This window comes from Marinomonas algae (assembly GCF_047525555.1).
Classification (GTDB): domain Bacteria; phylum Pseudomonadota; class Gammaproteobacteria; order Pseudomonadales; family Marinomonadaceae; genus Marinomonas.
Window position 1 is genome coordinate 125,083 of sequence record NZ_JBLIXK010000003.1, and the last position, 21,066, is coordinate 146,148.

Genomic DNA, 21,066 nt, shown 5'->3' on the forward strand with positions numbered 1-21,066 from the left:
ACTCACTTATCTAAACAGAGAGAACTTTACAAACAGCCTTTTGTAGAAGGCATTTGTCCAGCCATGCGCTCATCCACTTCCAATGCCATACGCAATGCGCGACCAAAGGCTTTGAAAATAGTTTCCGCTTGGTGGTGAGTGTTTTTGCCACGCAAGTTGTCTAGGTGCAGTGTCACTTTGGCGTGGTTGATGAAGCCGTGGAAAAATTCTGAAAATAAATCCACGTCAAAACCGCCAACAGAAGCACGAGTAAAAGGCACGTGCATATCTAATCCAGGACGACCAGAGAAATCGATAACGACACGTGAGAGCGCTTCATCTAGAGGAACGTAGGCATGGCCGTAACGCTTGATGCCTTTTTTATCACCAACAGCGATCTCAAAAGCCTGACCTAACGTAATACCCAAGTCTTCCACTGTATGGTGAGCATCAATGTGAAGATCGCCAACGGCGTGAATGTCTAGGTCAATTAGACCATGACGAGCCACTTGCTCAAGCATGTGATCAAGGAAAGGTACGCCAGTAAAGCACGTAAATTTACCTGTACCATCTAAGTTAATTGATACCTTGATCTGAGTTTCAAGCGTATTTCGCTCTACGCTAGCAATGCGATCGGACATTGATTGGTTTCTCCACAGTGGTTGCGACGTAAAAAGATCGTCACTTTTATGACATAAGTTCCCCATTATAGAACGTGGGCTCTCAGGCTTCTACGCTTTGACCGAGTGTTTTTTAATGAGTTGCTTCTATTGGATCGATAATCACCCTCTTCGGGTGCTATGATATGTCCATCTATTTGCTGTTTTCCTCGCTCAAGAGAAGAGTTTACAGGGCAATGTTTTTATAAGGAGTTTTACATGGTTTGGCTGAAGCGTTTATCCATTTTAATTGGTGGCCTATTGGTTCTTGTTGCACTGTTGTTGGCGTCGGTGATGTTATTCGTCAATCCAAATGATTTTAAGGACGAACTGAAAACCGTAGCCCTGGAAAAAGCGAATGTTAATCTACGTTTGGATGGGGATATTAGTTGGTCGTTTTTTCCTTGGCTTGGGCTTGAGTTGGAAGACATTGGTGTCGCGTTAGGCTCTGATGCGGAAATTCTGCAATTCGACCGTGCTGAGTTTGGTTTAGCCATCAAACCTTTGTTACAGCAAAAAATCCAAGTGAATAAGGTCAACCTTGTGAACTTGAAAGCCAGCTTAAATAAAGACAAGAACGGCCAAGGTAATTGGGAACTCGATATCCCAGAAAACACTGCTGAAGCGGCGCAAGCAGCGTTTGAAGAAGAAACGACAAGCCTTGCATCGAGCATGGCAGATGATGCTACAGAAGCGGAACCTTTTGTTATTCCGGAGATACAACTGGATGAATTACGCATTGAGAATGCGCAGCTTCAATATCGAGATGAACAAACGAATCAATTAGTTAACGCAACGTTAAACGTACAAATCAATGACGTTCAATGGGACAAAGCTTGGCCAATGGCCATGGATATGGCGTTGACGCAAAGTGATCTACAGGGCAATTCTCCAATCAAGGCAAACGTGCAGCTAAGTGCCAACTTGTCTGTTTTTCCAGAGCGTGAAGCCTTTTCCGTAGATGCTTTGGCATTGTCGACAAAAGTAGAAAGTGATCTGTTGCCAGCCAGTCCGTTAGAAGCCAAATTAAATGCTATTCGAGTTGATTTTGATTTGCCGCAGGAAAACGTTCTATTAGAAGGTATGACGCTAAGCACTTTGGGTGTCAATTTAGATGCCAAGTTAGAAGCCTATCAAGTATTAAGTGACCCACAATTTACAGCGATATTTTCTGTAGGAGAGTTTAATCCAAGAGACGTTATGTCGGCGCTCAATATTGCATTGCCTGAAATGTCTGACGATAGCGCTCTTACTAGTGCGCAAATGAATATGTCGGTAGAGGGAAGCTTAGATCGCTTGGTTGTGAAACCTATGTCCCTTCAATTGGACGAAACAAAAATCGAAGCCAATGCGGCGCTAGACTTGTCTCCACTGTACTGGGATTTACGTATTGCTGGCGCGAACTTAGACCTTGATCGTTATTTACCAACACCTGTTGAAGGTGAAAATGAAGAAGCGCCAGCCAATACAGAGCAAGCCATTGAAAGCGAAGCAAGTGATTTGATTCCTGTTGAGCTTATTCGCCAATTGAATGGTCATGTTGGTTTTGCTTTCGACAATCTGACAGTGAAGAACCTAAAAGTCGATCGAATTGAACTGGATTCCACCCAGTCGAATGGCATTGTAAAAGTAGCTCCATTGAAGGCTTCGTTATACGAAGGGAGTTTTTCAACAACGGCGAATCTTAATGCTCAAAGCAGTACACCGACCATAGCGCTTGTGCCTTCGATTGATGCTATTCAAATTCAGCCATTGTTAGTCGACTTTATGGACATGGATAAAGTGGCGGGTGCGACCTATTTAAATGGCGATCTTTTGATGCAAGGAAACCGTATTGAGGATCTGATGGCGTCGTTACAAGGCGATTTGTTGGTTGAGATTAAAGACGGCGCGCTAATCGGAACTAATCTAACCAAGTCTGTTTGTGAAGGCATTGCTTCTGTTCGACAAGACGCGCTAGATGGTTCGAAATTTGGTGAAGACACACCTTTTGAAGCCATGACTTTCCCTGCTCATATCGTGAATGGCCAAGTGTCTACGCCTGGTCTGAAAATTCGCTCAGCGGGCATAGAAGTCACGGGTGACGGTGTTATTTCTTTAACAGACTCTTCTTTAAACTACCAAACCAACGTAGGTTTCCCAGGCAGCACTTTAGACGATGCTTGTCAGGTGAATGAGAAAGTTGCGGAATTGACCTTTCCTATTATTTGTCGTGGGCAATTCAGTGATGACCCCGCTGGTTTATGCCGTCCAGATCTAAAAGGCTTTGGCAATTTATTCTTGGATCTAGCGTCGGCTGAATTGAAGTTAAAAGCAGAGGAAGAGAAAGCTAAGTTAAAAGCTGAATTGGAAGCTAAGGTGGCTGCCGAGAAAGCGAAACTTGAAGCAGAAAAAGCCAAGTTAAAGGCTGAGTTGGAGGCAAAGGTAGCCGCAGAAAAAGCGCGCCTTAAAGCTGAGCTAGAAGCCAAGAAAAAAGCGGAAGAAGAAGCTTTGAAAGAGAAGCTGAAAAATAAACTAAAAGACCTGTTTTAATTATCCAAAATAAACAGGTGGCAAACGCGAGACATACATGCAGCCAGTAGAGAATTTTGCGCCCCGTGTTTTGGCATGGTTTGACGAACATGGGCGTAAAAGCTTGCCTTGGCAAGAAAACAAAACCCCTTATCGAGTGTGGATTTCTGAAATCATGTTGCAGCAAACGCAAGTGACGACAGTAATCCCGTATTATCACAAGTTCATGACATCGTTTCCCAATGTCGAAGCGTTAGCCAATGCGGAACAAGATGACGTGTTAGCTCATTGGAGCGGATTGGGTTATTACGCCAGAGCCAGAAACATGCACAAAGCAGCAAAAATGCTGGTGGATGAATTTGACAGCGAATTTCCTCAAACCGTCGAAGGCGTGTGTGAATTGCCTGGAATAGGGCGCTCTACGGCAGCCGCTATTTTGTCTATCTCTCGAGGTGTTCAAGCTGCCATCTTGGACGGCAATGTAAAGCGAGTATTAGGTCGCTTTCATGCTGTACCGACTTGGCCGGGTGATAAAAAAACCGAAAGCGCACTTTGGGATTTAGCGGAATACTATATGCCAAGTGAGCGTTGTGGCGATTACACTCAAGCTATGATGGACTTGGGCGCGACGCTTTGTACTCGCTCAAAACCTCAGTGTTTGATTTGCCCATTAGAAAGCGACTGCCAAGCGCGTCGCACGCCAGACCCAACTCAATTCCCTATTCGAAAGCCGAAAAAAGCCGCAAAACCAGAAAAGAGTATTCAACTTTTGGTGTTGGTAAACCCTCAAGGTCAGTTGTTATTAGAAAAACGCCCGCAAACTGGTATTTGGGGGGGATTATGGAGCTTACCTGAACTGGCTTCTGACGATTCCATTGTGATGCATATTGAACAAAGATTTGCCACGCAAGTGCAAACGGTCACACCCTTGTCATCTTTTCGACATACTTTTAGTCATTACCATTTGGATATCTCCCCAAGCCATGTTGCAATCGATGCTCTTGGTGTTGTGATGGAAGGTGATAAATATCAATGGTTTAGTCAACAAGATGCTCTGTCGCTTGGTTTGCCGGCCCCCGTTCGGAGTATCTTAGAAAGTATCAATTCATAATCTGAATGAATCGCGTGAGCTGGAGAATACATGTCACAGAGCAGTACACCTTCTTATTTGAAACGTCTTAGTGAAGTCTTTGTGGCTTTCTTTCTTTTAGGCTTTACCAGCTTTGGTGGTCCTGCTGCACATTTAGGCTATTTCAATCAAGAATTTATCAAATTGAAAAAGTGGGCAACAGAGTCCCAATATGCTCAGTGGGTTGCATTAAGCCAAATTGTCCCAGGACCTGGGTCGAGTCAGGTAGGCTTTGCCATTGGGTATCATAGAGCGGGATTGGTTGGTGGCTTAGCGGCGTTTGTTGGTTTTACCTTGCCGTCGTTTGTCTTCATGGTGTTATTGGCCATGTTTGGTGAGGCTTGGCAAGGAAGTTCGTGGTTTGATGGTGTGGTTCATGGGTTAAAACTCTTAGCCGTCGTTGTCGTGGCCGATGCTTGTCTTAGTATGTGGCGCTCGTTTTGTAAAAGTAAAGCTACAGCCTGTATCGCGCTTTTCAGTGCGTTTTTTATTGCGTTTAGTCCCTTCGGTTTGTCTAGCTTGATTGTTTTATGTTTGGCAGCAGGTGTTGGCCTTATGCTCCCAGGTACTGATTCAGGGAATAATGAAACTTTACCCAAAGTGCGGTTTTCTGGTGTGTATTTGCTTATCGCGCTTGTTTTATTTGGCGCGAGCTTCTGGCTAACCGATGGGCTGAGTGGCTTATTCGCTAATTTTTACCAAGCTGGTGCCTTGGTATTTGGCGGTGGTCATGTTGTCTTACCAATGTTGTCGGCTTTTGTGTCAGATAGTGTTTCTGAATCCAACTTACTATTGGGTTATGCGGCGGCACAAGCTGTTCCAGGCCCTATGTTTACTATGGCGAGTTTTCTCGGTGCGTCGGCGGCGCCAGCAGGTGCGAGTCTTTGGGTGTGGGCAGGTGTTGCAACGTTGGGTGTTTTTTTATCTGGCCTATTGCTTATGTTGGGCGCGCAGAGTCTGTGGCAAAAACTATCTAATAATGCGCGTTTTCGTTCCATTGTCGGCAGCCTGAATGCGGCGGTTGTCGGCATATTGTTGGCAGCTTTATATCATCCTATTGGCACCTCGAGTCTGCAAAGTGTTTTGGATCTTTTATTGGTTGTGGCGGGTTTTGCTTGGCTAAAGTATAAAAGGCCATCCATTTTCTGGCTGATTACTGGATTTATATTCGTCGGGATTGTTGGGGCTTGATTTCTGCTGCTTTAGCGCCATTATGAAGACATCCTTTTTGAATTAAGAGCGACCTTTATTATGTCGAATACTGTTTTTTGTAAGAAATACCAGAAAGACATGGAAGCATTAGAACGTGCTCCTTTGCCAGGCACGAAAGGCCAAGAGATTCTTCAAACTGTCTCTAAGCAGGCATGGCAAGAATGGCAACTTCTGCAAACTATGATGATCAATGAAAAGCAGCTAAACCTGATGCAGCCAGAATCTCGAAAGTATGTGATGGAGCAAATGGAGAAGTTCTTCAATAACGAAGCGACAGATAAATTATCTGGCTATGTCAGTCCTGATGATATGGTTGAACTCTAGACTATAGAGCTTCCAATAAAAACGCCCTCTTACAGAGGGCGTTTTTATTGGTTCTTGGTGAACTTTATTGGGTAACAAAGCTCGAAAATAAAATGTCTTGAATGGGTGACGTTCCCGTTTCTGCTTGTAGTGCTTCGTTGACAGCAACTGCGCCAGCGGCTCTGGTTGCTTCTCTTGCGATAGCGCCTGTGACTTGTGCATTGGTGCGAGAGCTTAAAAACATCACCAAAGCGTCTTGTACTAGTGGCATATTCGCCTCAATTAAAGCTCGTTGTGCTTCGCTGGTTCTAAGGCTGATGTCGGCTTTGATATAGGTTAGCTTAGAGCCATCGCTTACGTTATTCACAACGAAGCTTGGTTTCAGTTCGATATAAGCTGTTGATGCAGGGTCAACATCCTCTGCAAAAACATGGGAATTTATTAGGTTGCTAAATAAGAATAAAAAAAACAGCAATAGCTTATTGCGCAAAGGTATCATCAATGACATGTTAGACTCTCATATTTATTCCAATAAACAGTATACTAACTGCCATTAAAGCCTGCTGTCAGTAGGAATTTGTACTTTCTTATATATCTGTTAATTATTCGTGTTTTACATTTAACTTATTTCGTTTAGGAATTTTTAAATATGTTCTCTTTGTTAACTGCTCGTCGTTTTCATGGACTTGTTGCTGTGGCTTCTTTTGCATTGCTTGCTGTGGCTTTTTATATGGAATATCAAATGGGGCTAGAGCCTTGTCCGTTATGTATGCTGCAGCGCATTGTGTTTTTCTGCATCGGTGTGGTGTCTCTACTATCTGCTTTAACTGGTTCTCTAGGTGTTCGTCGCTTTATTGCTTGGATAGTGGTGATCTTATCTTTATCTGGCGCTGCTTTGGCGGTACGTCACTTGTATTTACAAAACATTCCAGCGGATCAACTTCCTGCTTGTTTGCCAGGTTTGAGTTACATGTTTGAAGTTTTCCCATGGCAAGAAATTATGCAAGCCATGATTATGGGAACAGGGGAATGTGGTGATGTGGTTTGGACCTTTTTAGGCTTGAGTATTCCTGGCTGGACATTGGTTGTGTTTGCTTCTATGGCCATCATTAATGTGATTATTGCCTTACGTTCTAAGAAGCGAAAACATATATTTCGATAGTATTAAGGGCTATGCCTCAGAATAACGTTTCAAAAAGAACGGTTACAAATCCTCATAGGTGATTGCCTTGCAGGTGATAAGTTAACGGAATATGCTTGAACCAGGTATTCAATAACAATTATCGCCTAACTCTAATGGGAGTTTGTATAATGCTAGAAGGTTGTAAAACAGCACAAGAAAGATGGGGTGGTGTACATGACATCATTGACCGTTGGTTAGAGCAGCGCCGCCAGCTAATTGAAGCCCTAGTTTATATACGGGAACGTGGCGATCTTACCCCGACGGATACACCAAAAATTCAATCAGCCTGTGAAATGCTAGTGGACTATGTTTCTGCTGGCCATTTTACCGTCTATGAGCAGTTGGCGTTAGAAGCAAAAGAATTCCATGACGATGGCGCTGTTATCTTATTAGGTGAGTTGCTGCCACAGATTGAAAGCACCACCGAAATTGCCATAGAATTCAACGACAAATACGACACAAAAGAGCACTGTAATGCTCAGTTAGAAGCTCTGCCTTTTTCGTTGCAGGCATTAATGCTTGTTATGGCTGAAAGGTTCCAACATGAAGATCAATTGATTGAGGAATTGCATGAAGCGCACAGTGAAAAAAGCGCTTAAATTTGGCTTACTAATTACTTCTGCGGCGGCGTTACTGTCTTGTTCCGCGGAAGCGCCTGTGCGTACTGCGCAATATGCAGTGCAAGGTTTGCACTCGGCTGCATTGAGCGATGACGGATCTTCTTCAGTTGTTGGCTCTATTCAGCATGGTGGGAGCTATTGGAAAAACGCCAGAAACGAACGTAGCTTTAATTGGAATCATGCGTCAGGCGAATACACCACATTAACCAGTGTAGACATCGATCCAAGTGGTGAGTTTGCGGCGACAGGCAGCGCACGTACCCTTGTATTATGGAGCGCACTAACAGGCAAGTTAGATGGCTTTTGGACAACACCTGGTGATATTCAATCATTAAAGCTCACCCAAAATGGTGATTACGCTTTACTCGGTTTAAACGACCAAACAGCTCGCTTCTTTGATATTAAAAGAGGTGGTATCAAACAAACGTTCAGAACTAATTCAACCGTTCGCGCTGTAGATGTAACGCCTGATGTGACATTCGCTTTAACTGGCGATGACAACGGTAATGTGATTTTGTGGGATATCTTAACAGGCGAACAGAAACATCAATGGAATCTAGGGAATAAGATCTCCGCTGTCGCATTATCAGCCGATGGGAAATACGCTTTTGGCGCTGCGCATCTTGGGGCTGCCAAAATATGGTCTACTTTAACCGGCGTAGAGCTGTCTACCATTGATACAGGCTCTTTAAAGTACCGTAACGTGACGATTAGCCAAGCGGTATTTTCAACCAAGGATCGAAGTATCTTAGTGGGTGAAGCCAATGGCCGAGTGTCACTTATTCAGACCAGTACTGGTGTTGTGCAAAAAGAATGGGATCTTTACGCTGCGAAAAACCGACCATCTGTCACCAATGTTTTAGCGCTTGCTTATGCTCTGGGCAATCGATATTACGCGATAGGCAGCAATGGCTATCTCAATGTTTTGGAATAATTTATGTCGGCGCCTGAGTATCCATCTGTAGAAAAACATACCGCTACTTCTTATACAAAATGGTCTGCGGCATTTGCCTTCCAAGCCGCTCTTTCTGTCGCCGCAGGCGCTTTCGGCGCTCATGCTCTAGCAGATGCTTTGGACGCTAGCGCATTGGGCTGGTGGCATACAGGCAGCCAATATCTTATGTATCACGCCTTAGCAGGTTTAATCGCTTCCTCTCTGTTGCATTATTTACCTTCTCTCAAAACAATTTTACGCTTCTTCTTTGTGGGTAATATTTTATTCGCAGGAAGCTTATACATCATGTCGCTAACCGACTTTCGTATATTGGGGGCTGTCACGCCTTTGGGCGGAACCTGTTATGTGATTGCTTGGTTTTATTTAGTCTGGAGTCTATGGCGTTATAAAAAGCCGTAGAAGGTGTTTAACCTTCCTTAATGTGATGTAGACAAAGAAGGACAGGATTCAGTTTTTCAGGTAGGATAGCGCGCCAATTATTTAAACAATGTAGACGAACAATCATCGATTAGGCCTAATAAGCAGTTAATTGCTTGGCTTATTAATAGAGAACAAACGAAGCGATACAAAAACATGTCAGAGCAAAAAACAGAAAGCCAAGAAGCGACCGAAAAAGAACCTTTTAAAAAACGTACTATCCGTAGTTTTGTTGTCCGCGGTGGTCGTATGACGGAAGGGCAGCAAAAAAACTATGACACGAATTGGGCTGTCTATGGTTTGGAACTTGAAAATGGTCGAGTTGATTATCTAGACGTCTTTGGTCGTGAATCCGATGTGGTGATCGAAGTTGGTTTTGGTATGGGCGCGTCTTTGGTCGAAATGGCGAAAAATGCCCCAGAGAAAGACTTTATTGGCATCGAAGTGCATCCTCCTGGTGTTGCTAAATTGATGATGTTAGCTGCTGAAGAAGGCGTGACTAACCTTCGAGTTTACTGTGATGATGCTATTGAAGTAATGGCAAAATGTTTGCCTGAAAAAACGGCCAGTGGTTTTCAATTATTCTTTCCAGACCCTTGGCATAAGAAAAAGCACAACAAACGTCGAATCGTTCAACCTTTGTTTGCTCAACAAGTAGCGAATGTATTAAAAGAAGGTGGCAGCTTTCATATGGCAACCGACTGGCAACCTTATGCCGAACACATGATGGAAGTGATGGAAGCACAAGTTAATTACACAAACGCAGCAGGGAAAGGAGAATATCACCCTCGCCCAGAATGGCGACCACTGACAAAGTTTGAACAGCGTGGTGAGCGTTTAGGGCACGGTGTTTGGGATTTGATTTATACAAAAAATATGAACTAAGAGTAGATCGTGAGATAAAAAAATGGCGCATTTAAAATGCGCCATTTTTTATGCGAACAATAAAAGTGTGAATTATTTGATTTCAACACTCTTACGGCTATTGCCTGCGTTAAAGTATTCTTGGAATACTTTAGGAGTACGGCCACGGCCAGTCCATTCGTGTGTTTCGCCATCAACAACAAGACGGTATTTAGGTGCAACAGTTTTTCCTTTTGTAGCGCCTGCTTTCTTTGCTTTTGGAACGCTTAATAACGCTACTTCTTCCATTGTTAAACCGCTGCTTGCGATTAGCGCTGCAATTTCTTCTGCACGAGCTGATTTTGCTGCTTGCTCCGCTGCTAGTGCTGCTTCTTCCGCTTTTGCTTTTTCTAGCGCATTTGTAAAACCTTCAATGAGGTTTTCAAGTTGTGGAATAGTTAGTTCTTTAGCGGCCGCTCGAGCTTTTGCTTTGTTGCCAGCTAACTCTAATAATAAACTCATTGATTTCTCCTAGTTATCTTTAAAATGGGTACTACCCTGCACCGAAGAGATCCCTTATGCTCAGTAAAAAGTGTTAAAATTCAACCCTAAAACTTTTTTAACCGATTGTATAAAACGGTAGTATTCAGGCAAGAGCTTATAAGTCAGACAAATTAAATATTGTCTGTTGGTTATAATATGAACTCTTAATTTTGAAAGATACTTAAATTACTATCAGTGCATTTTAGTATGATTTTATAATGTTGCATGACATTATGGTTTTTCATAATTCCATTAAATAATTCTAATGAAAAAATTCTCAACATGCTAATGAAAAAATGTGTTTTAAACGCCATAAAAGTGTAAACAATAGGACAATTAATGGATGCTATATCAAAAGAACTGAGTGCCGATTTTTCCATTTCAAAGAAATACAGTGACAACATCATTCAATTGTTTGAGGAGGGATCAACGGTTCCTTTCATCGCCAGATACAGAAAAGAAAGTACCGGTGGCATGAGTGATATGGATTTACGTTCTTTTTATGATAAATGGCAATATCTTGTTGAATTAAATAAGCGCAAAGAAAGTATTCTTGGCTTATTAGTAAAAGAATCTTCTGTATCAGAACAGATAAAACAAAAAATCCGAAATGCGAAAACAAAAAATGAATTAGAAGATTTATACGCACCTTTCAAGAAAACCCGAAAAAGTAAAGCGGATGATGCTAAGGATAAAGGGTTGTACCCTTTGGCATTGGCTATTTGGTCTGGAGACTATACAGACAGCACATCTGCGGTGCAGGCATGGCTACGTAAGCATAATGTGAATATAACACCTGAAGCCGCTTTAGAAGGTGTTGTTGAAATATTGAGCGAAGCAGTTTCAAGTGATAGTGAGGTTTTAAAGCAAGGTAGAATCGAGCTTTTAAACAATGGGCAATTATGCAGCCGAGTTTTACGAGGAAAAAAAGAGCAGGGCGAAAAATACCGAGATTACTTTGAATATCAAGAACCTGTCAAAAAAGTACCAGATCATAGGGTTTTAGCATTACTTCGCGGAAAGAAAGAAACCATATTAAAATTAAGCATTCATTTAATGGGCGAGGCAGGTTATCCAAGAAGCCTTATTTTTCCTCATCTGAGTCAATTATTAGACACGAGTGCTCAAATAACCCACAACCTTAGCTCTGTTCAATGGCGTTATTTAAATATCATATGGGAACATAAGCTCCTCGCCAAACTAGAGAGTGATGTATTAGCACAATTAAAAGAGAGAGCAGAAGAAGGCGCTATTCAAGTTTTTGCAAACAACCTTCAGGATTTATTAATGGCTGCGCCAGCAGGCGCTTTTCGAGTTCTAGGAATGGATCCAGGTTTTCGAAATGGTGTGAAATTGGCTGTTATCGATGAACAAGGTAACTTGTTAGATCATGGCGTTATTTATCCTCATGGGCCGCAAAATCGCACGCAAGAAGCGTGCGCATTATTAACCAAGCTTATTAAGCAGTACGAAATTGGCTGGGTCGCCATAGGCAACGGAACGGCATCTCGTGAAACAGAAACACTCATGAAAGAGCTGATCGCACAGGCAGATTTAGATTGCCGAGCGATTGTGGTTAGTGAAGCAGGTGCGTCCGTGTATTCGGCCTCTCCTATTGCGATACAAGAGTTCCCTGATTTGGATGTCACTATTCGAGGAGCAATTTCCATTGCACGTCGCTTCCAAGACCCACTGGCTGAACTTGTTAAAATCGACCCGCAAGCCATTGGTGTTGGACAGTATCAGCATGATGTCAAAGCGACTCAACTTAGTAAGTCGTTAGGAAATGTCGTTGAGGACTGTGTAAACCGAGTTGGTGTGGATATTAACTTGGCGTCTGTGTCTTTGCTTTCTTATGTTTCAGGCTTAACGAATCGAATAGCGCAAAACATCGTGGACTATAGACAGCAAAAAGGCCGTATTGAGTCTCGGGCGGAATTACGAAAAATCAAAGGCATTGGCGATAAATGCTTCGAGCAATGCGCGGGTTTTCTTCGTATTCTCAATGGTAAAGAGCCTCTCGATGAGTCTGGTGTGCACCCTGAATCTTATCCATTGGTGCGAAATATGGCCGATCATCTCGCGTTAAAAGCCAACGAGTTACTAAACAACAGCGGCGCTTTGCAGCAGCTGAAACAGCTTGCTCCTAGCTTCGCACAGGCAGGCGATTTCACCTATACAGATATCTTGAATGAACTGGCCAAGCCCGGTCGAGATCCGCGCCCTGAGTTTCGCTATGCGGCTTTTGATCAAAGCATACAGACACTTGAAGACCTGCAAGAAGGTATGACATTAGAAGGTGTCGTGACGAACGTGGCCGCATTTGGTGCCTTTGTGGATTTGGGGGTTCATCAAGATGGGCTTATTCACATATCTCAACTGGCTGATAGATTTGTAAAAGACCCAAGAGACCTTGTGCGTGTTGGCCAAGTCGTTAGTGTGACAGTGTTAGAAGTGGATGTAAGACGTAAACGTATCGGCCTAAAAGCCAACGGTTTATAAGTTCACACGGGTTAGATGGTGGGATAAGAAGGCAATCCAATAAGATGCGAGACCTTGTTGGATTGCGCTTAATTTTATTAGTGCAGGCAGTTACGAGACAGTAATTTCTGCAATTTGTGCCTTCGCTTTGTTAAAGGCTTCTTCACCAACTTCGCCCATTGCTTGCCCGCCAGCAACAAACGTTTGTTGCACTTCAATACCAACAAAACCTAAAAACGTATTGAGGTAAGGAACTTGGTGATCCATTGGAGAATCTGCTAGGAAGCTGCCACTGGCAACAAATACATAAGCGCTTTTGTTTAACAAACCAACAGGGCCAGTTTCAGTGTATTTAAACGTACGGCCTGCACGAGCAATATAATCAAAGTATGATTTCAGGGTTGAAGGAATCCCGAAGTTATACATAGGCGCTGATATTGTTACAAGATCAGCTGATTCAATCTCGTCGATCAAGTCATCACCTATCGCAACAATGGCTTTCTGCTCTTCAGAACGACTTTCTTCTGGAGTGAATAACGCCCCCAAGGTTTCATTAGTGAAATGAGGTAGTGGGTTTGCATCCACATCGCGTGTCACGACTTTGCCATCTGGGTTGTTTTGTAACCATTTTCCAACAAATTCGTTTGCTAGCTGACGAGACTTTGAATTATCTCCAGAAGCGCTGGAATCAATACGTAATAAAGTAGCCATTGAAAATTCTCCGTAGCAGATGTGAGCTTGATCAGCTCGATGTTTTAAGGTGTTTATATCCTATGATTAGTTTATTAGATAAAAAAGCGAATTTTTTAGAGGATAAGTATCGAAAAATGCGATATTTTTAAAGGAGTCTTATGCCCGCGTCAGAAGGAAATAAACATTGAAAGTCCCTAGAGTTACATTGGAACAATGGCGAGTATTGCAGTCTGTCGTCGATAAAGGTGGTTTTGCTCAAGCGGCAGAGGCGTTGCATAAAAGCCAATCTTCTGTGAGTTACACAGTGGCAAAGCTGCAAGAGCAGTTAGGTTATCCTTTATTAAGCATTGAAGGCCGTAAAGCGCAGTTAACGGAAAGAGGCGAAGTATTGTTGCGCCGCTCTCGTCATTTGTTAAAAGAAGCTGTGGAATTAGAACAGCTGGCTCATACGTTAGGGCAAGGTTGGGAGCCAGAGTTAGAGTTGGTAGTTGACCAAGTTTTCCCGACACCTGCGTTACTGCGCGCATTAAAAGCCTTTGAACCACAAAGCCAAGGTACTCAAGTGCAGCTACGAGAGGTGGTGTTAAGTGGTGGAACGGAAGCTCTCACTCTTGGTAACCCTGACTTGGTGCTCAGCTCTATTGTTCCAAAAGGCTATCTCGCTGATCCTATTGTAGAAGTGGAAATGATGGCGGTGGCTTCTCCAGATCACCTTCTATTTCAAGAAGAAGGTCCAATTAATAACGAACGTTTAAGCCATGAATTGCAGCTTGTCATTAGAGATTCCGCCGTAGAGAGCTCAGTGGATGTGGGTTGGCTTGGTACTGAACGACGTTGGACTGTGTCTAGCGTGCAATCAGCTCTGGAAATTGTCGTCAGTGGAATCGGCTTTGCTTGGTTGCCTAAGGCTGATATTTTCGATGAACTTAATAGCGGCAAATTAAAAAAGTTAGATCTTGTTTCAGGTGGTGATCGCAACTTTTATCTTTACGCTATTTTCGGAAAAGGTGAGCGCACAGGACCGGCTACGAGATTACTGGTTGATCTGTTACAGGCTGAATGTAATGTCTGTCCTAAACCAAGTGTTAGTGGCGGAATTTAGAAGATTCTTTCTGACAATTTTTTTACTTTCTGTCTTTAGAATTACTAAAAATCATCAGCTTATGAGGTTTTATTAAAAATTGTCATTTTTTTTGTGACAAGTTAGCTTGTGGTGTTTTGGCGAAAACGATTTAATAGCGACTATTCTAATTTTATTCTTATTTTCAAACGCCAACACAAGGACGTTTCATGACTCAGGACATAGTAATTCTTGCTGCCGGAAAGGGTAGCCGAATGAAATCAAGCTTCTCAAAAGTACTTCACAAAGTTGGCGGTGTACCTATGGTAAACCGCGTATTAGCCACAGCAAGTACCCTTACCAATGCGAAATTGCATCTTGTCGTCGGTCATCAAGGTGAGCAAGTCGAAGCCAATTGTCAGGATTTTTCAGCCAATGTGGTTTGGCAAAATGACCCGCAAGGAACTGGTGACGCATTACGTCGCGTCGCGCCTTTTTTGCAAGCAGACGGAGCGACTTTAACGCTTTATGGCGATGTGCCTTTGATTCGTGCCAGCACTCTCGAAAAAATGTCGGCTTTGTCGACACCAAACACATTAGTTTTACTTACCATTTCTTTGGATAATCCAATCGGTTATGGCCGTATCGTGCGTGATGAAACTGGCAAAGTAACCGCCATTGTTGAACAAAAAGACGCTTCAGAAAATGAATTAGCGATCAAAGAAGTTAATACTGGTATTTTGCTTGCTCCAAATAACCATTTGCAAACTTGGCTAGCGAGCTTAACCAATGATAATGCTCAAGGCGAATATTACTTAACTGATATTATTGCTATGGCGGCGCGAGATGGCGTCGAGATCGTTACGGTTAACCCAGAAAACGAAGCCGAAGTGGCAGGTGTAAACGACCGAGTGCAATTGGCGGCCTTAGAGCGTGAATTGCAGAGCCAGCAAGCTATTACGCTAATGCAAAATGGCGCGACTTTATTGGACCCATCTCGCATTGACGTACGTGGCGAATTAATCACAGGACAAGATGTCATCATAGATGTGAATTGTGTTTTTGAAGGCAAGGTTGTGTTGGGGAATGGCGTAGAAATTGGACCAAACTGCCACTTAAAAGATTGCTCCATTGGCGACAATACCATTATCAAAAGCAATACTTTAATTGATGAGAGCCAAGTGGGCGAAGCCTGTGACATTGGTCCATTCGCTCGCTTGCGTCCTGGCACCCAATTAGCGAATAAAGCCAAAATAGGCAACTTTGTTGAAACCAAAAAAGCGCTTATCGGTGAAGGTAGTAAGGTGAATCATCTGAGTTATATCGGTGACACAGAAATGGGCGCCAATGTAAATGTAGGTGCAGGCACTATCACTTGTAACTACGACGGGGTGAATAAACATCTGACTCAAGTGGCCGATAACGTCTTTATCGGTTCGAACACATCATTAGTCGCGCCAGTGCAAGTTGCTGAAGGTGCCACCATTGCTGCAGGCTCAACCATTACAAAAGCTGTTAGCGAGAAGCAATTAGCTTTCGCCAGAGCGCGCCAAACAAACAAAGATAATTGGCCTCGTCCTGTTAAGAAATAACGGATGTAAAAAGGGGTCAGATCCCTTAAATGAATACTATTAAATCAAATGAAAACTCTATTTTTTAAGGGATCTGACCCCTTTTTGTGAACTCAAAGAAGGATTCTCCCATGTGCGGAATAGTGGGTGCTATAGCGCGCCGTAATGTATCAAAGATTTTAATCGAAGGTCTTAGTCGTCTTGAATACCGTGGTTACGACTCATCAGGCGTGGCGATTAACAACGAGAATGGTGTTTTTTCACACCGAGCGGTTGGTAAAGTACAAGCTTTAAAAGATAAGTTTGCAGTACAGCCTTTAGATGGAAAAATCGGTATTGCTCATACCCGTTGGGCGACTCATGGCAAACCAACAGAAGCCAATGCTCACCCTCACTTTTCGGGTGATAATCTTGCGTTAGTACATAACGGAATTATTGAAAACCACGAACCGTTGCGTCGCGAGCTTAAAGCAAAAGGCTATGAATTTAAGTCTGAAACGGACACAGAAGTTATCGTTCACCTTATTCATGATGCACTCAAAACAGAGCCAAGTTTATTGAAGGCAGTTCAAGCTAGCTTGGAAAAGTTAGAAGGCGCATTTGCTATTGGCGTGGTGCAAAATGACGACAACGAACGTTTTATTGCAGCACGAAAAGGTAGTCCGCTTGTTGTTGGTGTTGGTATTGAAGAGAACTTCGTCGCATCAGATCAGCTTGCATTGTTGCATGTGACAGACCAATTTATCTTCCTAGAAGAAGGTGATGTAGTTGATGTTACTCGTGATCAAGTCACCATTTATAACGACAAAGGCGAAGTGCAAGATCGTCCTGTTAGCGTGTTTAATCACAGTGTAGACGCTACAGATAAAGGCGAATTTCGTCATTACATGATGAAAGAAATCTACGAGCAACCAAAAGTTATCAGCGCTTGTTTGGAAGGTCGCATCAGTGAAAGTAAAGTATTAACCAGTTGCTTTGGTGCAGACTCTGCCTTTTTAAAAGACATAGAAAACGTCCATATCGTTGCTTGTGGTACCAGTTATCACGCTGGAATGGTGGCGAAATATTGGATCGAAGACCTTGCTGGATTGCCGTGCAGCGTCGAAGTGGCCAGCGAATATCGCTACCGTAAAGTAGCTGTACCAAAGAAAACCTTGTTTTTAACCTTGTCTCAATCGGGCGAAACGGCTGATACTCTAGCGGCCTTGCGCATGGCGAAAGAGCTTGATTACTTGACCACTTTAGCTATCTGTAACGTACCATCGAGTACGCTTGTACGTGAGTCAGCACTTACTTTGCTGACTAATGCTGGCCCAGAAATTGGCGTAGCATCGACAAAAGCTTTCACCACACAGCTAACGGCTTTGTTGATTACTAGCGTCGCGATTGCGGTTGAAAATGGCTTGTCCTCAGAGAAAGAAAAAGAGTTGGTTCAAGCGATGCGCTCTCTTCCTGCTTATGTGAACGCAGCTTTAGCAGAAGATGCGCATATCAAAAAAGTTGCAGATCGCTTTGCCAACAAGCATAACGCCTTGTTCTTAGGGCGCGGAACCATGTTTCCAATTGCTCTGGAAGGCTCTTTGAAGCTAAAAGAGATTTCTTATATCCATGCCGAAGCTTACCCAGCAGGAGAGCTAAAACATGGGCCTTTGGCTTTAGTGGATGAAAATATGCCAATTATCGCCCTTGTTCCTCATAACGATATGTTAGATAAGTTAAAATCTAACCTACAAGAAGTCGCAGCGCGCGGCGGTGAGTTATACGTATTCGCAGATAAAGGCACAGACCTTCATAGTGAAGACAACATTATCTTCACAGAAGTGCCAAAAGTTGACAGCATTTTGGAGCCAATTGTTCATACTATTCCATTGCAGTTATTGTCTTATCATGTCGCCGTCGTGAAAGGCACAGACGTAGATCAGCCTAGAAATCTAGCGAAATCGGTTACGGTGGAATAGAGGCAGCATAAAAATGTGGGAATTTATAATTGGGTGAATTGAATAAAGAACCTGTTTTAACCGAGCTCATAAATCTTGCGTCTCGTGATCGTGATGTTGCTGCATTATGGTTATATGGTTCCCGCTCGAAGGGGACTTCCCATAAAAGCAGCGACTACGACCTGGCCGTGCTTTTTCTCAGTCGCGTAAACGATCCTCTAGAGCGTCGCTTACGCCCTGAGCTGCTTGCTCTGAGTTGGGTGAAAGAGCTTGAATTAGAAGAGCGGGACATCAGTGTCATCGATATTCAAGTCGCCCCCGTCCCATTGGCCATGAACGCTATATCAGGAAAACTTCTATACTGTGGTGATCACAGTGCACGATATGTCGCGGAAGGCATTATTATGTCGAAAGCTGAATTAGACTATCTGTACCACTCAAAATATAACTAAGGCGATATTCATGGCAGATTTATATTATATGTCTTCAGTTCGCTCCAACGTGCAAAACTATCAATGGAAACTAGAAGAGCTCAGTAAAATACTTCAAGAACGTAACTTATCGACGTTTGAATACCGCGCCTGTGAACGAAATCTTCAAGTCAGTATCGAAACCGCCATTGGGGTGGCCAAGCATTGGGCTAAACCTATGACAGGTAGGAGTTCTGCAGAAGCCTATTTGTCTTTTGAGCGACTTTCTCAGAACGGGCAGCTGACATTAGACGAACTGAGAAATTGGCGCAAAGTCATCGGCTTAAGAAATGCGCTGGTTCACGATTACCTAAACATAGATCCTGAAATCATCCGTTCCACTGTTTCAAACACCTACTTCACTGATATTTTTAGCTTCATTGAAAAAGGGCTCACCGCTCTAGAAAAGCAAATATCATAGAACATCCCATTTAAATCAATATCAAGCTTTTTTGTGTGACTATTAATTTCTAAGACTAATAGTCGCGTTCAAATCAATCTTGTTTGTGTTTTCTAAACTCATTTGAATGGTTTTTGGATCATCTGATAGAGGATCAACATCCAGAATCTTTGTGTTTAGGCTCTTGAGCTTATAGTTCAACGAATAACCTAGAATTAACGTAGTTTCTAGTTGAGGTTTGGTTCTGTTGCCAGTATCACAAGACAGAGCGTAGCGATGGATTTCACCAAGGTGCATGTTAATTAGAATAGGTAAGGCTTCACATTCGTATGCATCATCTTTGAGTGTTGTTTTAGAGATAAAAATCTTTACAGGCTGAGATTTGGACACAGCAACCTTAATGGTGTTGTTCACTGTATCGGTATTGGTATTAATCCACTTTTGCGCGCTTAAAATGTTGTCTATGTAACTTGTCTTATTGTAAGAAATCTTTATGTAGGGTTTCTTAATCACCTTGTCGTTTGTGAGTTCAATGTACTTTGTCATCACAGAGTATTGGCTTAGAAGTGACTTCTCAATGGATTTTAGATCACTTAGTGGTAAAGAAAGGAGTTCTTGTTTGGATAACTTCAATGGCGTCACCGTGGCCATGGTTAAGTTTTGAGAGTGCAACTCCATATTAAAAAGTAGGGTGAGGAAAAAGAGTAAAGGTTTCATTTAATCGTCCTGTCTAAATAAAAATCAGCTTAATAGTATCGTGTCTTTGATAATGATTATCAGTGCTCCAATGAACTTTGAAAAAGTGTTTGAGAAATAGTCAATATGCCTCTGTAAGCCCCATTAAATCTTGAATGCTATTTTGGAGGCCTGTTATAGTATTAACATTAAATTCACAGGGTAAGTAACAATTATGTTTTCATTTAATAAAGACGTAGAACTTGAAGATTTGGGCGGCGGTTTATCACGTAAAGTGATGCAGTATTCTGAGAACATTATGACTGTAGAAGTTCACTTTGAAACAGGCACCGTTGCGCCAATGCACAACCATCCTCATGAGCAATTAACTTACGTTAAGTCTGGTAAATTCGAATTTACCGTTGGTGATGACACTCGACTTGTGCAAGAGGGTGACACCATCTATAAAGTGCCAAATATCATGCATGGCTGTAAGTGCATTGAAAAAGGTATATTGATTGATAACTTCACTCCAATGCGTAAAGATTTCCTAGAAACAAAAGGTTATTAAGATTTTTCTTTGTGCTTTCAGGTACAAAGGTCTTAAGATGACCTAGGAAATTATTTTTACCATCTCTCTAATAAACATAAAAACTCGGAGACAGTTATGAAAATCGCACTCATGATGGAAAATAGCCAGGCAGATAAAAATGCCGTGGTGTTAGAGCAACTTAATACAGTAGCGCTTCCTCTTAATCACGATGTTCACAATGTAGGAATGAGTGATAGTAATGATCACCACCTTACCTATATTCACTTGGGCATCATGGCAAGTATCTTACTGAATTCTAAAGCAGTAGATTTTGTCGTGGCAGGTTGTGGAACAGGACAAGGCGCAATGATGTCTCTAAATGTTCACCCTGGTGTTGTGTGCGGTTACTGCCTTGAACCTTCCGATGCTTTCTTGTTTAACCAAATTAATAACGGCAACGCTTTAGCTCTAGCCTTTGCAAAAGGCTACGGCTGGGGCGCCGAGCTCAATGTGCGTTATATCTTTGAAAAAGCCTTCAGCGGCCCTCGTGGTGAAGGCTATCCTCAAGAACGTAAAGAACCACAAGTTCGCAATGCGAGCATCCTTAACGATGTGAAAACGGCTGTTATCAAAGAAAACTACCTAGATACATTAAAAGCCATCGACCAAGAACTGGTTCGAACAGCGGTATCTGGCGAGCGTTTTCAGCAATGTTTCTTTGAAAATAACCAAAGCCCAGAAATCGAAGCTTACGTTAAAAGCTTATTAGGTTAACCCCTCTCTGAGCTCTTTCCGCAAAAAAACGCAAGAGAGAGCTCTTACTTCTCAGTTATTTTTTCCATCTTTAGATAAAAAATTTACGGGACATCTCCAATACATTTTTGCATTTCTAA

Annotated in this window: 22 protein-coding genes; 17 read left to right on the top strand and 5 right to left on the bottom strand. The window is 42.6% G+C overall.

Annotation, left to right across the window (positions count from 1 at the left end; genetic code table 11):
• Positions 1-26: 26 nt before the first annotated feature.
• Positions 27-620 (bottom strand): imidazoleglycerol-phosphate dehydratase HisB, encoded by a 594-nt coding sequence (hisB, locus tag ACMUMQ_RS06805; RefSeq protein ID WP_414681255.1) that lies wholly within the window; start codon positions 618-620, stop codon positions 27-29.
• A gap of 237 nt (positions 621-857) precedes the next feature.
• Between hisB and ACMUMQ_RS06810 the strand changes: the two genes are divergently transcribed.
• Genes ACMUMQ_RS06810 through ACMUMQ_RS06825 form a run of 4 tightly spaced genes read left to right on the top strand, consistent with a single transcriptional unit; the run spans position 858 to position 5,814 of the window.
• The gene (locus ACMUMQ_RS06810; RefSeq protein ID WP_414681256.1) at positions 858-3,170 is read left to right on the top strand and encodes an AsmA family protein; all 2,313 of its coding nucleotides are present in this window, start codon (positions 858-860) and stop codon (positions 3,168-3,170) included.
• A gap of 37 nt (positions 3,171-3,207) precedes the next feature.
• A complete protein-coding gene (mutY, locus tag ACMUMQ_RS06815) occupies positions 3,208-4,260 on the top strand; it encodes an A/G-specific adenine glycosylase (protein ID WP_414681257.1) in 1,053 nt (350 codons plus the stop codon).
• A gap of 30 nt (positions 4,261-4,290) precedes the next feature.
• Positions 4,291-5,469: a chromate efflux transporter gene (gene chrA / locus ACMUMQ_RS06820; RefSeq protein WP_414681258.1), complete on the top strand. Its 1,179-nt coding sequence runs from the start codon at positions 4,291-4,293 to the stop codon at positions 5,467-5,469.
• 60 nt (positions 5,470-5,529) lie between these two features.
• Positions 5,530-5,814 carry an oxidative damage protection protein gene (locus ACMUMQ_RS06825; protein ID WP_414681260.1) on the top strand — a complete coding sequence of 95 codons (285 nt, stop codon included), beginning with the start codon at positions 5,530-5,532 and terminating at the stop codon, positions 5,812-5,814.
• Positions 5,815-5,878: 64 nt separating this feature from the next.
• Here the strand turns inward: ACMUMQ_RS06825 and ACMUMQ_RS06830 are convergent, their stop codons facing one another.
• Complete coding sequence (locus ACMUMQ_RS06830) at positions 5,879-6,301, bottom strand: flagellar basal body-associated FliL family protein (RefSeq protein WP_414681261.1); 423 nt, start codon at positions 6,299-6,301, stop codon at positions 5,879-5,881.
• Between the two features lie 141 nt (positions 6,302-6,442).
• Here ACMUMQ_RS06830 and ACMUMQ_RS06835 point away from each other — a divergent pair, with 141 nt between their 5' ends.
• The 5 genes from ACMUMQ_RS06835 to trmB all read left to right on the top strand — a co-directional run bounded on the left by ACMUMQ_RS06835 (position 6,443) and on the right by trmB (position 9,853).
• Positions 6,443-6,955 carry a disulfide bond formation protein B gene (locus tag ACMUMQ_RS06835; protein WP_414681262.1) on the top strand — a complete coding sequence of 171 codons (513 nt, stop codon included), beginning with the start codon at positions 6,443-6,445 and terminating at the stop codon, positions 6,953-6,955.
• A gap of 149 nt (positions 6,956-7,104) precedes the next feature.
• Positions 7,105-7,575 (top strand): sigma D regulator, encoded by a 471-nt coding sequence (gene rsd, locus ACMUMQ_RS06840; RefSeq protein WP_317002580.1) that lies wholly within the window; start codon positions 7,105-7,107, stop codon positions 7,573-7,575.
• Positions 7,547-8,530 (top strand): WD40 repeat domain-containing protein, encoded by a 984-nt coding sequence (locus tag ACMUMQ_RS06845; RefSeq protein ID WP_414681263.1) that lies wholly within the window; start codon positions 7,547-7,549, stop codon positions 8,528-8,530. Before rsd ends, ACMUMQ_RS06845 begins: the two co-directional genes overlap by 29 nt.
• 3 nt (positions 8,531-8,533) lie before the next feature.
• Positions 8,534-8,950 (top strand): DUF423 domain-containing protein, encoded by a 417-nt coding sequence (locus ACMUMQ_RS06850; RefSeq protein WP_414681264.1) that lies wholly within the window; start codon positions 8,534-8,536, stop codon positions 8,948-8,950.
• Positions 8,951-9,124: 174 nt separating this feature from the next.
• Positions 9,125-9,853, top strand: a complete 729-nt coding sequence (gene trmB, locus ACMUMQ_RS06855; protein ID WP_414681265.1) for a tRNA (guanosine(46)-N7)-methyltransferase TrmB — start codon at positions 9,125-9,127, stop codon at positions 9,851-9,853.
• A gap of 72 nt (positions 9,854-9,925) precedes the next feature.
• On the opposite strand, the gene ACMUMQ_RS06860 is transcribed toward trmB, so the two are convergent.
• A complete protein-coding gene (locus tag ACMUMQ_RS06860) occupies positions 9,926-10,333 on the bottom strand; it encodes an H-NS histone family protein (protein WP_317002585.1) in 408 nt (135 codons plus the stop codon).
• A gap of 360 nt (positions 10,334-10,693) precedes the next feature.
• On the opposite strand from ACMUMQ_RS06860, the gene ACMUMQ_RS06865 reads away from it, so the two are divergent.
• Entirely contained in the window at positions 10,694-12,856 is a 2,163-nt protein-coding gene (locus ACMUMQ_RS06865) for a Tex family protein (protein WP_414681266.1), read from the top strand.
• 90 nt (positions 12,857-12,946) lie between these two features.
• Here ACMUMQ_RS06865 and ACMUMQ_RS06870 read toward each other — a convergent pair whose 3' ends face one another.
• Positions 12,947-13,546: an FMN-dependent NADH-azoreductase gene (locus ACMUMQ_RS06870; protein WP_414681267.1), complete on the bottom strand. Its 600-nt coding sequence runs from the start codon at positions 13,544-13,546 to the stop codon at positions 12,947-12,949.
• A 166-nt stretch (positions 13,547-13,712) separates the two neighbouring features.
• On the opposite strand from ACMUMQ_RS06870, the gene ACMUMQ_RS06875 reads away from it, so the two are divergent.
• The 5 genes from ACMUMQ_RS06875 to hepT all read left to right on the top strand — a co-directional run bounded on the left by ACMUMQ_RS06875 (position 13,713) and on the right by hepT (position 18,987).
• Positions 13,713-14,630 (top strand): LysR family transcriptional regulator, encoded by a 918-nt coding sequence (locus ACMUMQ_RS06875; protein WP_414681268.1) that lies wholly within the window; start codon positions 13,713-13,715, stop codon positions 14,628-14,630.
• 188 nt (positions 14,631-14,818) lie between these two features.
• Positions 14,819-16,180, top strand: a complete 1,362-nt coding sequence (gene glmU / locus ACMUMQ_RS06880; protein WP_414681269.1) for a bifunctional UDP-N-acetylglucosamine diphosphorylase/glucosamine-1-phosphate N-acetyltransferase GlmU — start codon at positions 14,819-14,821, stop codon at positions 16,178-16,180.
• 110 nt (positions 16,181-16,290) lie between these two features.
• Complete coding sequence (glmS, locus tag ACMUMQ_RS06885) at positions 16,291-18,117, top strand: glutamine--fructose-6-phosphate transaminase (isomerizing) (RefSeq protein ID WP_414681270.1); 1,827 nt, start codon at positions 16,291-16,293, stop codon at positions 18,115-18,117.
• A 29-nt stretch (positions 18,118-18,146) separates the two neighbouring features.
• Complete coding sequence (gene mntA / locus ACMUMQ_RS06890; protein ID WP_414681271.1) at positions 18,147-18,548, top strand: type VII toxin-antitoxin system MntA family adenylyltransferase antitoxin; 402 nt, start codon at positions 18,147-18,149, stop codon at positions 18,546-18,548.
• A gap of 10 nt (positions 18,549-18,558) precedes the next feature.
• Positions 18,559-18,987 carry a type VII toxin-antitoxin system HepT family RNase toxin gene (hepT, locus tag ACMUMQ_RS06895; protein ID WP_414681272.1) on the top strand — a complete coding sequence of 143 codons (429 nt, stop codon included), beginning with the start codon at positions 18,559-18,561 and terminating at the stop codon, positions 18,985-18,987.
• 42 nt (positions 18,988-19,029) lie between these two features.
• On the opposite strand, the gene ACMUMQ_RS06900 is transcribed toward hepT, so the two are convergent.
• Complete coding sequence (locus ACMUMQ_RS06900; protein ID WP_414681273.1) at positions 19,030-19,683, bottom strand: hypothetical protein; 654 nt, start codon at positions 19,681-19,683, stop codon at positions 19,030-19,032.
• 193 nt (positions 19,684-19,876) lie between these two features.
• On the opposite strand from ACMUMQ_RS06900, the gene ACMUMQ_RS06905 reads away from it, so the two are divergent.
• Together ACMUMQ_RS06905 and ACMUMQ_RS06910 are read left to right on the top strand one after the other, a co-directional pair.
• Positions 19,877-20,212, top strand: a complete 336-nt coding sequence (locus ACMUMQ_RS06905; protein WP_347984019.1) for a cupin domain-containing protein — start codon at positions 19,877-19,879, stop codon at positions 20,210-20,212.
• A gap of 96 nt (positions 20,213-20,308) precedes the next feature.
• Entirely contained in the window at positions 20,309-20,947 is a 639-nt protein-coding gene (locus ACMUMQ_RS06910; RefSeq protein ID WP_414681274.1) for an RpiB/LacA/LacB family sugar-phosphate isomerase, read from the top strand.
• Positions 20,948-21,066 lie beyond the last annotated feature (119 nt).